We start from the raw sequence: 14,205 nt of genomic DNA on the forward strand, positions 1-14,205 counted from the left end.
CCATCAAGCTTTTGGCGTTCTGTCTCACGTTGAATCGCCTTGTGGCGATTCTCAACCCAATAATAAAACCCACTTCGAGAAACTCTGAACACCTTAGCCATACGGGAAATACTGAAACTCAGCAGGTGTTCGAGCATAAATTCATAGCAATTTACTTTAGATTTTTCGCGAAGTAGGTGGCGGCCTTTTTTACGATTTCTAGCTCTTCTGCTTGCTCTGCCAACTGCCTCTTTAGCTTAGCGACTTCAACGGCCAATTCTTGTTCTCGTTGGCTAATATTAGAATTCTTCTTTGTGGCTTTTCGCCAACCGTAGATCTGAGATTCATGTAATGAGAGCTGTCTTGCGGCTGCAGCGACTCCCACTTTCTCCGCCAGTTTCAGGGTTTCTGCTTTAAATTCAGGAGAATGGATAATACGTTTCTTCTTGCTTGTCATGGTTCACCTCATTAGTGATTGTACTCACTTAACTCAGTGTCCAAAACTGCTGGTGCGGATCATCATCAGCGTATCCAATGAAGTTGACTCTATCGCCAGTTTTACGTGCTACCGACTTAACCAGATTTTCTAAACCTGCTAACGTCAACAGCATAAGCGTTGGGGAAATTATACCGCCTTGAGGCGTCCCCTCTGCTGTCTTGTAAAACAGTCCTTTATCGATAAAACCGCACTCAAGCCATTGCTTCAACATTCGTTTATCTGTTTGAATGTTATCGATTAGCCACTGATGACCAATTTTATCGAAACAAGCCTTAATGTCCCCCTCAAGAACCCATTGTGCTGAACGTTTAAGACCCAAGCATTTGAAGCATTGTTCGATTGCATCGGCTGTGCTTCTATTAGGTCGAAAACCATAGCTATTTAGGTCAGCAATGGTCTCAGAGATAGGCTCCAAGGCAAGTAGATAAAGCGCTTGTTGCGCTCGATCTATCATGCACGGAATACCTAAAGGTCTGAGTTTGTCGTTTTTCTTGGGGATATAGATACGTCTGAGTGGTTTAGCTTTGTAACCTTTCCGACTCAATTGATTAACCGCTGCCACACGACGAGCATCCGTATTCCAGATGATGCCGTCGATTCCTGGCGTTTTGCTGCCTTTATTTTGTGACACTCGTTTAACGGCAAGAAGTTTTGCCGCTTTCGAGTGAGTTAGTATCCACTGCAATGCTTTCGCCTTACTGCGTTTACCTTCTCGAGTTGCTTTTGCAATGCGTATTTGAAGCTTTAATACGTGTTGTTCGACGGCTTTCCAGTTAATGGATTGCCATCGAGTGCCGTTAGGAGAGGCACTAACTTCTTTTGAAGCTACCATTTGCATTTCTCCTTAAATAAAGTTCTTCAAATTATCTTGCAACGGGAGACCAGCTAGAAGTCAGCTCGCTTTCGCGCCAGATAAAAACCTGTATCCGCATCATTACAACACGGCTTTCGCTTTTTCTAGCCTCCTTTACCTGCACCACTATCGGCTGTCTTTGCAGACAGCTTTCCCAAAGGGAGAAGTACAGGCTTACCCTGTTCCGTATGTCGCGCAACGTCGGGTTAGATGCCCACTATAATGCGGAGAGCGTCTTGATCACGAAAGAGCACTGTCCAATCTCTTTCCTACTCTCATGCCTTTTGGCCACAGCGTATTAACCACTTCCGCTGATCCACGTATAACGCATCTTAAATGGATTCACTTACGTTCATCATACCAACACCCTAGCACTCACCCAATTGTGGTTATCAGGAGGAACGTCCTCTCACGAATTCATTCCCGCTCAGCAAAGGCTGAACTTCGTTACATTGTCGGATTCGCTGCTTTATTCAGAACCCTAGGGTCATCTGGTGATACAGATGGTTCACACTTGTTGCGGTGAACAGCACTTCATACGACTTCAGGTCGCACGGACAAAAGTGAGTCAGTGACTTTACTAAATTAGTCTTTGATGAATTACTTCAAGTATGGAAAAGTCGCTTAGCTCAGTATCCATTATTGATGGTGCAGATCATATTGGGTCACTGCCACAGTAGTCGAACTTCACTCGTAAAAGTGATGACAGTAAAACTGATGTAATGACAAGCTTCATGAATCGTTTAGCTCTTAACGGCTAATTTTTATTTATTAGCCACAAATGGCTAAATTTGCATTATTAGCCATAAACGGCTAAATTGGTGTCTACATGAAAGAAGGAGTTTTAATGTGGAACCTATCTCTAAACCTATCGCAGTGATCAGCGGCGATATTGTCAACTCAACCAAGCTAACATCTGAACAGTTTGAACAACTTCTTAAACGAATCAAGGACATTCAGAGACAGATCACCGAAGCAAATTCATCAAATGCGCACAGCATTGAGCGCGGTGATGAATTTCAGACAGTGGTACATGATATTGAAAACGCTCTGAGATATACCATCATTTATCGTATTGGCATTAAAGCGCTTGGCAAAGAGTTTGATAGTCGCATTAGCCTTGCTATTGCCTCTAATGCCGATTTGCGTGAGTTCGTCTCTGAATCGATGGGTGAAGCATTTGTTCTTTCTGGGCGTGGACTAAAAGCCTTAAAAAGCGACAGGTTGTTATTTAACTCTGACCGTTTCGAACTCACTGAGCACTTTGACTTACTCTTTAAGTACCTCGATAGACAACTAACGGAATTAACCTCGCGGCAATGTGAAGTTATGCTTCCGATGCTTCGAACTAATGAAGGCTTGTCTATTAGTGATTTAGCAGAAAAGCTTGATATTGCTACTGCCACTGCCAGTAAATCTCTTAAAGCTTCAGGTTGGTCGCTAATCAGTGAGCTAAATTGGCGATTCATAAACCAAGTGGCGGGACTCAAGTATGTTTGATTTTTTTGATGTTCTAATACCGTTCTTGATGATTCACATCATCTGTGATTTTTACCTCCAGCCGAACCAATGGGTAGAAGCAAAGAAAAAATACACTTACCGTTCAACTGAACTGTACTTTCACTCACTATTACACGGCGTCACGTTGTTAGTTCCTGCTATAGCGTTAGGTATTGATTGGCGCTCAACAACTTGCTTGGTAGTTATCGTAGCGGTAAGTCATTTTATTATCGATTTGTGGAAAGTAAGAGCACGAAATGGTGGTAAGTTTTCCTATTTTATCATTGACCAGACTTTGCATGTATCGGTGCTAGTAGCCATTGCCTTTCACATGGCAGATGGTGTAACGATCGATGCCGTACTACAAGATGAGAAGTTCTCAGATGGTGTTGTAGTGGTCTTTGCTTACTTACTAATTCTCAAGCCGACTTCGATTGTTATTGGCAGCGTCTTAAGTAAGTTTCCAATATCAGATAAAGATACTACTAGTATTAGTGGTCTTATCGCAGGTGGTGAGTTAATCGGTTACTTAGAGCGAGTGTTAATACTGACCTTTACGCTTGTGGGGAGCTATGCAGCGGTGGGTTTTGTATTAGCGGCTAAGTCAATATTTAGGTTTGGTGAGTTGAATAAATCAGACGACCGAAGCATGACTGAGTATGTGCTGATTGGTTCATTGATATCGGTGGTGCTCACAACACTGGTAGGTACCTTAATATCACTTGGTTTGGATGTGGAAATTAAATGACCCAAAAGGTATTCGGCAGTTTGTGACTAAATAAGCTCGAATTTTACGGGCAAAGTACAAATTAGTAGAGGTATGGCAACCTCTATTGGTTAACACTAGTAATAGTTTTTAGCGACTTAGGATGATGATGCTCATATAATAACCTTGTTGCCTATGAGGAGTATACATGAGTTCACCTATTCTAGAATCATTACCTGCTATTCACGTAACAGTTGTGGGTATCTTTGCTGCTATAGTTTCAGCATTTGCTGTTTGGGCGTTTCAACAACTATTTGAGGCAGAAGATAAGCTAAAGAAAGCTCTAACTGAAGCTAAGGAGCGAAGTACGCTGTCATCAACAGTAGTTATTGGAGGGAACAAAAATAACTTACTAACAGAAGATGGCTTACTGGACTGGGAAGGTGTCGGTAAACACTTGTTGTGGCGAAATAAGTCTCTATTTTCTCATTTAGATAACAAAGCTAAATACGGCTTAAATGATCGACATAATCGTGAACCAACAGAGCAAGAAATACTTCAAGCAGGTGATGAGCTACTGAACTTATTTCATCACTTTTTCAATACCTACCCGTTCACAGGTAGATCAATGGTACACATTGAAGGAGTAACCAATAAGGTTGAGGAGCAAAAGAAACGTCCTTTTACATAGAGCAACTACAGCAAATGAGTAGTAGAGTGTCTTATGTTTGTTGGTGCTGGCAAACTAACCATCTATCTATACTTGAGTTATTCAAACGCTACACGGCTATTAAGCAAGCAAAAGAAATTGAGGAAAGAGATAAAAGCCTCAAAGAAATGCTTCGTACTATGCCTGATGACATGCCTGATGATGTAGTAGCTGAAATGACTCAACGTCACTATGACTTTCCACTTACACATACAAACTATGTGAATATAGCGACTCACTTCTTTGAGAGAGTTCACGAGTATCAAATGAGTGTAGTTCCAGTGCTAACGGAAGTACTTAATGAGTATAAAATGCACAAAGAACGTTTCCGTATAGAGGAACGTGGTCTTGTGTTCATTAAGTTTACTACTTTCATTCTTTTATGTGGTGTCTGCTTGCCGTTGGTGTTGCTTGAGTGGTTGAACGGTGCAGAGTACTTCAACTGGCATAGCTTTGCTTGGGGATGGGTCGAGCACTTTATTTTACTTAGTACTATAACACCTTATTTCTATGCAGCCTATAAAGTGCATGGATGGTTAAAGCGAGGCACATCTGTCGAGTAGAGAGGATGAATACAGACTGGACGGATATTAACAAAGAAATATGACTGCTCTTCCCTCGATTCAGTAGACGCGGTACAGATATGAGAAAAACTTGGTCAAATTCTAGATTGGTGAAATGAGATGTTAATCTGTCTAAACAAAGAATGGGGCAAAGACGTGTTTGCCTAGATCGGCGTCAGCACGTCTTTGTCGAGTAGACGACACTTGTTACCAAGTGCCGCCCCTCTAAGAACCGTACTTCACTTCCAGCTTTTGGGGACAAGGAGAGAAGTGTTCGTATTGCATCTAAAATTCTATCCTCTCAAGATGGATACGAGTATGCCAAAGAACGTGACGAGTTAGTTTTAAGAAAGAAGCCAGACGCAAAAACTTATATAACAGCAAAGTTCTTAGAGGATAATAGGCAAACTTTTGTTTTAATCATCCAAAAGTTTATATCAGAAAGAAACAGGAAAGCCTTATGGGGCTGAGTTTTCATTTGTAGGTGAAGAAATAGGCCGATTTTGTGAGTTTCTGGCAAATATCCAATCTGTAGATTTTAAGAACAAGGCTAAAGTAAATATTTCTGATGAAGAGTTAAGAAAAATAGCTTTAACTTCACATCAGGCGAGATCTTTCCTTACCGAAAATCAAGAGCTTTTTGCTGAAGTATTAAAATCTGAGGTGACCACAGAAGATCTTGTTGCAGTAGGCTTTCGAAAGAAGCAATTAGGTATTTATGGCAGTCTACTTACTGATCAAAGTTACTTTGACACATTAAAAAATAAGAAGAATTGCTCTAATGAGGCTTTGTGGCAAAAGTACTTTGAAAAGAACTCTTGGGTATTTGGTTATGGCCTAGGTTACATATTCTTATCCAATCTAGATGACCGAAAACTGGAACAAGTAGTTCAAGGGCATAGTGTTGATTCACATGGTAAGCGAGTTGATGCGCTTATGAAAAGCAAAGGTATCATCTCCAATTTGTGCTTTGTTGAAATCAAAACCCATACCACAGCTTTATTAGAAACCAAGCCTTATCGATCAGGTTGCTGGGCACCTTCAAGAGAACTGGCAGGAGCTATCGCACAAGTCCAAGGTACTGTCGCTTCCGCCGTGGAGAATTTATCTAGCCGAATTACCCCCAGCGATAGCGAAGGAAACCCAACTGGCGAAGAAATTTATAATTACCAACCTAAATCCTGCTTAGTAATAGGCTGTATGGGAGAGTTTGTATCAGAGCATGGTGTGAACAAAGGTAAGTTGAGGTCATTTGAGTTGCTTCGCAAAAATATCACTAACCCAGAAGTGATCACATTTGATGAGCTATATGAACGTGCGAAGTTCATTGTACAGCACAACCAACGCTAGCAACGCGGGCTATATCCTCTGACATAAAATCACCTACTGTAGCGACTGCTCATCTTTATTGGTTCTCGATGATTTCCTTTAATAAACCGTCCAGAGATTTATCTACCTTGATGTATGCTACCATAAATTCATGAAACGCCGTAGTATAGGTTACCGTCTCTAACTCACCAGACCCTTTTATCGACTTAGCAATCAACAATACATAGATTATTTACTTAACAAAAAAATTCTGCGTGAACAATATTAAGTTTATCGCAGATAATATAAAATCTTTGCCTTAATAACAGTACACTTAAGCGATTTTGGAAGTATGATATACATTAATGGTCAGACATATTTAAAAATGGATACTTAATCCCAATTTGTTCTCGTATTAAGTCCATAATACGCATAGTCGCAACACTATCTTGCCAGCTCATAACATCACTTTGTAACTTACCATGACTAAGACAACGTATTACTTCTTCGATTTGATACTCAAAACCTGTAGCTCTAAATGGTAATTCAACCATCACTGGTTCTTGACCATCAATATCCAAAATTCCACAAGTAGCAGCCCAGAACATAGAGGGGATGACAATACGACCTTTACTACCAGACAAGATAAAATTATTGTCCAATGGTTTATTAAAGCTACAAGTAAAAAAACTCTGTACTCCTTCATAACTAAGGGTGCCACTTGTATGCTCATCAACATATGTTGAACCAATCACCCCGTTAGCAACGACTGAAGTAGGCTCTTTCTGCATTACAAACTGTGACATAGTTAGGCTGTAAATCCCCATATCTAATAACGCACCTCCAGCAAGAGAATTATTAAATAATCGATCACTTTCATCTTTCGGAAGATTAAAGCCAAATGATGATGACATAGATTGTAGTTGACCAATGCTCTGTTTTTCAATCCAGACTTGAACCTGTTGCCATATTGGCAAAAAACGAGTCCATACGGCCTCCATTAGAAATACTTGATGTTTATTCGCGAGCTCAATCAACTCTTGGCATTGTGCTTCATTTACCGTAATAGGTTTTTCACATAAAACAGGTTTACCAGCTATCAAACATTTTTTGATACATTCAAAATGAAAGCGATGAGGATTGGCAATATACACGACATCTACATTTGGATCTTCGATTAAAGTTTGATAATCGTCATAAGCATATTTGCATCCATACTCCGCAGCAAAACTCTGAGCACGATCTAATTGGGAACTGGCTACCGAAAATAAACGAGCATCCGAAACAACCCTCATTGCTTTTGCAAATGAGTGAGAAATTCTTCCCGGAGCAATAACCCCCCAGTTAAATATCTTATCTTCCATAAACAATCCTTGTATAAATAAATCACCATTTTTACACGGCTTTGTTGCATAATTACATTTAGATATAGATCTACCCCGTTTCGTGTATTTGTTAGTCAATACGACAAGTTTCAGGCATACCTAGTCCTATACTTTGTTTATAGCTTTGACATTCACCATGATTTCTCCCACTTGAGCGTTATAAAATCTTAAACTTCATTTACAGCTGGTTAGTCATTTATATCGAGACATTGCGGTCTCAGATATTGAGCGATAGTGATAACCCGACTCAGATTTCCACTCCGCTATTGTTCCGTTTTTCAGAGTCTCATAGTAACTTTTTGTGTAATACCAGATACGGTATCTATCTTTCTACGTAAAGGGTTGAGTATGTTGGCAGAACTTCGCTATCGCCAACACTTACAAAACTGACTTCTGCACTGGTAGCCTGATGAGTGTCGACATCAACGACTAAGTAAAGTTTACGCCAAGTTCTGCGTTTTTCGATGCCGCGCTTTTTCACCTTCCACTCACCTTCACCAAAGACTTTGAGACCAGTCGAGTCAATAGCTCCTCTGGATTTGTTACGATATTTGACCTGAACTGTCTTCGAGCGTTTGCTGATACACATGTAGTCAGGGACGTCAGTGGAACCTCCAATAGCTCAAAGATAAAGTCGATAAAACCTTGAAGATCACGCAATGGTAGAGTTCATATCCCCTTAATCATAAATACAGTTTCAATCGCTGTATCAGAGTACTGGAAGCCCCTACCACGCTTACCATGATGAGTTTTGCATCATTTGCTACACCTAAATCATCTATCTAGAACGTAACCGAGCCCCATTTGCACAGAGACTTATTGTACTCCGCCCTGTTAGTTATATCCGTTTTTGCCTTACCCATATCACCACAGTTCTAACCACCATTAATGAGCAGATTACAAGGCTCGAAAAAGGTTCAACTGATTAAGGCAACAACGCCTTTAAAATAACGTGTTAACTTTTTTGTAGAGTTCCTGAAAAATTTCACGCTTTATTTTATAATAATGATATTTACTCTCATCTGGGTCATGACGCTGAACCAATTTAGGAACTGGACAAACGTCTTCAAGCGTAGCCTCTTTCTCTATCCCAAGAATCGCTAAACGAGCGGCACCAAGAGCAGGGCCAACATCGCCACCTTTGCGATAAACCAAAGGTAAGCCCACAATATCGGCTAGCATTTGACGCCAATATTCACTGCGCGCACCGCCACCGATCAATGACACCTCTTCAGGGATCATTTTCGTGACATGCAAGGCGTCAAAACCATCGGCAAAAGCAAAACCTACGCCTTCCAATACCGCCTGAACAAGCTCAAAGCGCGTAGTTGAATGTGTCATGCCAAAGAACACGCCTTTCGCATTAGGATCATTATGAGGCGTTCTTTCACCGGATAAGTAAGGCAGGAAGACTACTTGAGAGTCTTTATCAGCGTTTTCCTGCACTTCGGATATCATGTTGCCAACATCATCAAAGCCAGTTAGATCAGCCACCCATTTAAGACATGAAGCAGCACTTAATGTCACCGACATGGTATGCCAAGTATTTGGAAGTGCATGACAGAAACTGTGTAATGCTGATTCAGGATTTGAAATAAAACCCTCGCTTACAGCGAAATATACGCCAGATGTTCCCAAAGACAGCATCGCTTGTCCCGGTTCAGTGATACCAACGCCTACAGCTCCTGCCGCATTATCACCGCCACCAGCGATGACGGGAACACATGGCATTCCCCACAAGGTTGCAATTTCGCTAGACAAGCTTCCCGTTACGTCAATGCCTTCAAACAACTTCGGCATTTGTGCACGTGTTAACCCTGTCGCTTGCAACAAAGTATCGCTCCAATCTCGCGCATTCACATCAAGCCAACACGTTCCCGCGGAATCAGACATATCCGATGCGAAATCGCCCGTCATTTTGAAGCGCAAGTAATCTTTAGGTAGCAACACCTTGTCTATTTTTGCGAATAGCGCTGGTTCATAGTTTGCGACCCATTTGAGTTTAGGCGCAGTAAAGCCTGGCATCATGATATTGCCGGTAATGTCTCGGCTATTCAGTACTTTTTGCTCCAGCTCTTTACACTCTTCTTCACAACGCCCATCGTTCCACAAAATGGCTGGACGAAGGATATCTCCTTTGTTATCTAAAAGTGTTGCTCCGTGCATTTGACCAGACAACCCAATCGCGACAACCTGTGACAAGTCTACTTTATCTCCAAGACCTTTGATTGTTTCACATGTTGCTTCCCACCAATCGAGTGGGTTTTGCTCTGACCACAATGGCTTCAAACGCGATACCGATAACTCTGCAGAATGCGTCGCTAAAATATCGCCACTGCGTGACATTGCGATGGATTTAACACCCGATGTGCCCAAGTCGATTCCAATATACATACGTAAACCTCAATTGATTGCGATTCGACACCACACAAACCGGAATTGGTCTTATATGTGCCGTAGTTACGATTCAAGTTACCTACACTATTCATCAACCTATTGCGTTGCACAATTACGTTATTTAACAGTGATATTCACTGATTTAACGACTGGGCGAAAGATCACACCTTGCTCAACTGCTCGCTGATACAATCAAAAAAAACAAAAACTGACAAACTTAACAGTTAGGACATCATGGATAAACGCTACCGTATTACTTTGCTTTTCAACGCCAACAAAGTCTACGACCGTCAGGTTATAGAAGGCATCGGGGAATATTTGCAGGCATCTCAATGTGAGTGGGATATTTTCTTGGAAGAAGACTTCGTTACTCACTTAGATAATTTTAAGGAGTGGCGCGGCGATGGTGTAATTGCTGATTTCGATAACCCTAAAATTCAAGAACTGTTGGCTGATTCTGACGTACCCGTCGTGGGCGTTGGTGGATCTTACACCAATGCCGATGATTACCCCAACGTGCCCTATGTCGCTACCGACAACGAAGCATTGATTGAGTTAGGTTTTCAGCACCTAAAAGAAAAAGGACTGGAGAACTTCGCCTTTTATGGTATTCCACAAGACCCAGCCAAACGTTGGGCTACGGAGCGCGAGTTAGCGTTTAAAAAGATTGTCGAACGTGAGGGTTATTCAGGCGCGGTATATCGTGGCAACGAAACCAGTCCTCAAACTTGGCAGTACGATATGAACCGCCTAGCCGACTGGTTGCAACGCCTACCGACACCTACGGGGATCATCGCCGTCACCGACTCACGAGCCAGACACTTACTGCAAATGTGCGAGCACCTAAATGTCATGGTACCTGACAAAGTATCTGTAATTGGTATCGACAACGAAGAGCTAGCGCGCTACTTAACTCGCGTGTCTCTAAGCTCGGTTGGCCAAGGTTGTAAAGACATGGGCTATCGCGCGGCAAAAATGCTGCACAAATTGGTGAAAAACCGCGATATTGAAGCGGGACAACCTAATGCCGATAATAAACAGCCTCGAATATTGATTCCACCAACCAAAGTGTTCGAAAGACAAAGTACTGACTTCCAAGCACTAAAAGACACTTACGTCATTCAGGCGATGCACTTTATTCGTCACAATGCGTACAAAGGTATTAAGGTGGATCAAGTATTAAGCTATGTTGGGATTTCACGTTCAAACATGGAAGCTCGTTTTAAAGAAGAGCGTGGTCATTCCATTCACCAAGAGATCCACAACTCAAAACTAAAACGCGCGTGTACATTACTTCAAGGTACATCATTACCCATCATCGAAATATCAGAACTTTGTGGTTACCCATCTTTACAATACATGTACACCGTATTTAAAAAGAACCTAGACCAAACGCCTAAAGATTATCGGGAAGCCGCTTTAGCTGAATCTTTGATGGGGCTTTCTTAACAGCGGTTAGTACTTTGTTCTTGATCTGAGTTTTGAAAAACATCGCACAAGCAAAAGCCCTTATTACTGAATAATAAGGGCTTTTTATTTGATACTCGTTTGGCTTATTAACTCGCGTTTCGCTACTTCGCTTCGCCTCGTTATTAATTAACGCTTCGCTTTAGTTGCACTATCCATCCACACCGCAAGCAGTAATATTGCACCTTTCACCACGTATTGCCAAAAGGTCGGAACGTCCATCATGCTCATTCCGTTATCGAGCGACGCCATAATAAATGCCCCAATAACAGCGCCAATAACCGTACCCACACCACCAGCCATACTGGCGCCGCCAATTACACAAGCGGCAATGGCATCAAGTTCGGCAATGTTCCCTGCAGAAGGTGACCCTGCGCCTAATCGACTGCTCAATACTAACGCTGCCGCTCCCACCAAGAAGCCATTCATCGCGTAAACTGACAGTTTAGTTTTTTCTACGTTAATGCCTGATAGCCGGCTCGCTTCAATGTTGCCGCCAATGGCATAAATTCGTCGACCAAACTGCGTTTTATTGGCTATAAACGTACCTAAGATAAGGAATACCGCTAGTAAAAGTACAGGAGTAGGAACTCCACGATAATCATTCAAAATAAGAATAATACTGAGTACCGCAACCCCAAGTAAACTGTGCTTGAGCATTGCAGTACGTGCAGCTTCAACAGGCAATTGATAATGGTTACGAGTGACTCTGCGTTTCTTCTGCCAACCAAAATACAGCGACAGTCCAACCACACCCATCACCAAGCTAACCATATTTGGTAGATAGCTTTGGCCGATAATACCCATTTCACTTGAGGTAGGCGCAACCGTCGTTCCGTCGGTAATCCCAATCAAAATGCCTCGGAATGCTAACATCCCCGCTAGCGTCACAATAAACGATGGTACTTTTCGATACGCAACCCACCAGCCGTTCCATAAACCAAGTAGAAAACCCGCACCTAACGTAATCACAATCGTGACAGGTAAAGGCAGCCCAAACCAAACATCCAAAATGGCCGCAGCGCCGCCTAACAAACCCATCATTGAACCAACGGAAAGGTCTATTTCGCCACTGATGATCACGAACACCATACCAATCGCCAAAATTCCGGTAATGGACGTTTGTCTAAATAAGTTGGAGATATTTCTTGGAGAAAGATACGCCCACTCAGTCATCACACTAAAAAACAGCATGATAAGAATGATTGCGGTTGCCATAACAAGCAGTTGAAATTTTGCGCCTTCTAACCAGTCGCGCCATTTGAATCCAGAGTTCGTTGATACAGATTTTATTTGTTCCATGACATCATACCTCTTCTGCGATCTTGTCTGAGAGTGCGCAGTCCATAATTATTTCCTGGGTAAGATCTTTGTTGACCAAATCACCCTTTAGTTTCCCCTCGTGCATCACTAATACACGGTCACTAATCCCTAACACCTCAGGCAGTTCTGACGAAACCATAATGATGCTTATTCCTTGCTTTACGAGTTTAAACATCAACTTATAGATCTCATACTTGGCTCCAACATCAATTCCACGTGTCGGTTCATCAAGAATGAGCACTTTAGGGTTAACCATCAAAAATCGAGCTAGAATGGCTTTTTGTTGATTGCCACCTGATAAGTTTCTGATTGGCAGTTCAGCATTCGGTGTTTTAACGGTCAGTGATTGGATTGACTGTTTTATCTCTGCCGCTTCTTTAACGTCGTCTAGCACACCACTTGATGCAAAAGAATCTAACCCAGCCAACGTAATGTTTTCACCCACGCCCATAATGGGAATAATGCCATGACGTTTTCTGTCTTCCGGCACCATGGCAATTCCAGCGTGCAATGCATCTTGGCTACTGTGCAGTTTCAGTTCACGACCATGTAACGAAACACGTCCGCTGTTTTTACCCTGATAGCAACCATATAGGCATTCCATTAGTTCGGTTCTTCCCGCACCGACTAGCCCAGCAACGCCAAGAATTTCGCCTTCTCGAAGTACAAAGCTCACATCACTCACTTTCGCGATATGGGTGTTCAATTTGTCCCACGCTTGAATGTTATTAGCTTCTAACACCACGTCGCCAATTGCATGATCTTCTCGTGGAAACAGTTGTTTCATTTCTCGGCCAACCATCATAGTAATGATGTCGTCGGTGGTGATGGTACTCGTCGCTTTTGTACCAATGTGAGTGCCGTCTCTGATCACGCAAATACGGTCAGAAATGGCTTTCACTTCATTGAGTTTGTGTGAGATATAAATACAGCTTACGCCTTGTCTTCTCAGATCCGTAACCAGATCCAGTAAAATCTCAGTTTCCGATTCAGTCAGTGGTGCTGTTGGCTCATCAAGCACTAATATTTTGGCGTCTTTCGACAGCGCTTTGGCAATTTCAATGAGCTGCTGCTGCCCAACGCCGAGATCGCCTACTCGCGTTTCTGGTGACACATTTAATCTAACTTTTTGTAGCAGTTTTACCGACTTGGCGTGCATTCGGTCAAAATCGAGCACACCGTATGATTGAATTTCTGCGCCTAAAAATAGGTTCTCTAGCACAGAGAGCTCTTTAACTAACGTTAACTCTTGGTGAATAATGGCGATGCCTAACGCTTCGGTATCGGCAATGTGACGCGCTTTAACTTGTTGGCCTTCGAAGATGATTTCACCGTCGAAATCTCCGAGAGGATAAATCCCACACAACACTTTCATTAACGTTGATTTGCCTGAACCATTTTCGCCACATAGCGACAACACTTCACCACGTCCCAACGTAATGCTGACTCCATCTAACGCTTTGACCTCACCAAACCGTTTTACAATATTGCGCATGTCTAGTAACGCTTCCATAGC

10 protein-coding genes and 3 pseudogenes are annotated in these 14,205 nt (G+C 42.2%); 6 read left to right on the forward strand and 7 right to left on the reverse strand.

Annotated elements, in window-relative coordinates; translation table 11 throughout:
- Positions 1 to 436, reverse strand: a pseudogene (locus ACFI6G_RS16120) (transposase); the annotation flags it as partial.
- Positions 437 to 497: 61 nt separating this feature from the next.
- Positions 498 to 1,310 (reverse strand): annotated as a pseudogene (locus ACFI6G_RS16125) (reverse transcriptase N-terminal domain-containing protein); the annotation flags it as partial.
- Between the two features lie 870 nt (positions 1,311 to 2,180).
- Between ACFI6G_RS16125 and ACFI6G_RS16130 the strand changes: the two are divergent.
- From ACFI6G_RS16130 to ACFI6G_RS16150, 5 genes are all read left to right on the forward strand, one after another.
- Positions 2,181 to 2,831 (forward strand): hypothetical protein, encoded by a 651-nt coding sequence (locus ACFI6G_RS16130; protein WP_046209665.1) that lies wholly within the window; start codon positions 2,181 to 2,183, stop codon positions 2,829 to 2,831.
- Positions 2,824 to 3,579 (forward strand): DUF3307 domain-containing protein, encoded by a 756-nt coding sequence (locus ACFI6G_RS16135; RefSeq protein ID WP_046209664.1) that lies wholly within the window; start codon positions 2,824 to 2,826, stop codon positions 3,577 to 3,579. The genes ACFI6G_RS16130 and ACFI6G_RS16135 overlap by 8 nt, the downstream gene beginning before the upstream one ends.
- Positions 3,580 to 3,745: 166 nt before the next feature.
- Positions 3,746 to 4,228 carry a hypothetical protein gene (locus tag ACFI6G_RS16140; RefSeq protein WP_046209663.1) on the forward strand — a complete coding sequence of 161 codons (483 nt, stop codon included), beginning with the start codon at positions 3,746 to 3,748 and terminating at the stop codon, positions 4,226 to 4,228.
- Positions 4,229 to 4,254: 26 nt separating this feature from the next.
- Complete coding sequence (locus tag ACFI6G_RS16145; RefSeq protein WP_046209662.1) at positions 4,255 to 4,809, forward strand: hypothetical protein; 555 nt, start codon at positions 4,255 to 4,257, stop codon at positions 4,807 to 4,809.
- A gap of 663 nt (positions 4,810 to 5,472) precedes the next feature.
- On the forward strand, positions 5,473 to 6,159 hold the full coding sequence (locus ACFI6G_RS16150) for a Shedu immune nuclease family protein (protein WP_197080433.1): 687 nt from the start codon (positions 5,473 to 5,475) through the stop codon (positions 6,157 to 6,159).
- Positions 6,160 to 6,479: 320 nt separating this feature from the next.
- On the opposite strand, the gene ACFI6G_RS16155 is transcribed toward ACFI6G_RS16150, so the two are convergent.
- The 3 genes and pseudogenes from ACFI6G_RS16155 to xylB all read right to left on the reverse strand — a co-directional run bounded on the left by ACFI6G_RS16155 (position 6,480) and on the right by xylB (position 9,896).
- Positions 6,480 to 7,481 carry a Gfo/Idh/MocA family protein gene (locus ACFI6G_RS16155; RefSeq protein ID WP_052714404.1) on the reverse strand — a complete coding sequence of 334 codons (1,002 nt, stop codon included), beginning with the start codon at positions 7,479 to 7,481 and terminating at the stop codon, positions 6,480 to 6,482.
- Positions 7,482 to 7,572: 91 nt separating this feature from the next.
- Positions 7,573 to 8,365, reverse strand: a pseudogene (locus ACFI6G_RS16160) (IS5 family transposase).
- Positions 8,366 to 8,444: 79 nt separating this feature from the next.
- Positions 8,445 to 9,896 carry a xylulokinase gene (gene xylB / locus ACFI6G_RS16165; RefSeq protein WP_046209661.1) on the reverse strand — a complete coding sequence of 484 codons (1,452 nt, stop codon included), beginning with the start codon at positions 9,894 to 9,896 and terminating at the stop codon, positions 8,445 to 8,447.
- 237 nt (positions 9,897 to 10,133) lie between these two features.
- Here xylB and ACFI6G_RS16170 point away from each other — a divergent pair, with 237 nt between their 5' ends.
- Positions 10,134 to 11,348, forward strand: a complete 1,215-nt coding sequence (locus ACFI6G_RS16170) for a XylR family transcriptional regulator (protein WP_046209660.1) — start codon at positions 10,134 to 10,136, stop codon at positions 11,346 to 11,348.
- Between the two features lie 147 nt (positions 11,349 to 11,495).
- On the opposite strand, the gene ACFI6G_RS16175 is transcribed toward ACFI6G_RS16170, so the two are convergent.
- Positions 11,496 to 12,668, reverse strand: a complete 1,173-nt coding sequence (locus tag ACFI6G_RS16175) for a sugar ABC transporter permease (protein WP_046209659.1) — start codon at positions 12,666 to 12,668, stop codon at positions 11,496 to 11,498.
- A gap of 4 nt (positions 12,669 to 12,672) precedes the next feature.
- Entirely contained in the window at positions 12,673 to 14,202 is a 1,530-nt protein-coding gene (locus tag ACFI6G_RS16180; RefSeq protein ID WP_046209658.1) for a xylose ABC transporter ATP-binding protein, read from the reverse strand.
- Positions 14,203 to 14,205: the final 3 nt, after the last annotated feature.

The organism is Vibrio sp. PSi01, from assembly GCF_054960695.1.

Excerpts from the sequence above, each read along its gene's own strand:
- ACFI6G_RS16140 (WP_046209663.1), top strand. The coding sequence starts at position 3,746 with ATGAGTTCACCTATTCTAGAATCATTACCTGCTATTCACGTAACAGTT.
- xylB (WP_046209661.1), bottom strand. The coding sequence starts at position 9,896 with ATGTATATTGGAATCGACTTGGGCACATCGGGTGTTAAATCCATCGCA.
- ACFI6G_RS16155 (WP_052714404.1), bottom strand. The coding sequence starts at position 7,481 with ATGGAAGATAAGATATTTAACTGGGGGGTTATTGCTCCGGGAAGAATT.
- ACFI6G_RS16180 (WP_046209658.1), bottom strand. The coding sequence starts at position 14,202 with ATGGAAGCGTTACTAGACATGCGCAATATTGTAAAACGGTTTGGTGAG.
- ACFI6G_RS16135 (WP_046209664.1), top strand. The coding sequence starts at position 2,824 with ATGTTTGATTTTTTTGATGTTCTAATACCGTTCTTGATGATTCACATC.
- ACFI6G_RS16175 (WP_046209659.1), bottom strand. The coding sequence starts at position 12,668 with ATGGAACAAATAAAATCTGTATCAACGAACTCTGGATTCAAATGGCGC.
- ACFI6G_RS16170 (WP_046209660.1), top strand. The coding sequence starts at position 10,134 with ATGGATAAACGCTACCGTATTACTTTGCTTTTCAACGCCAACAAAGTC.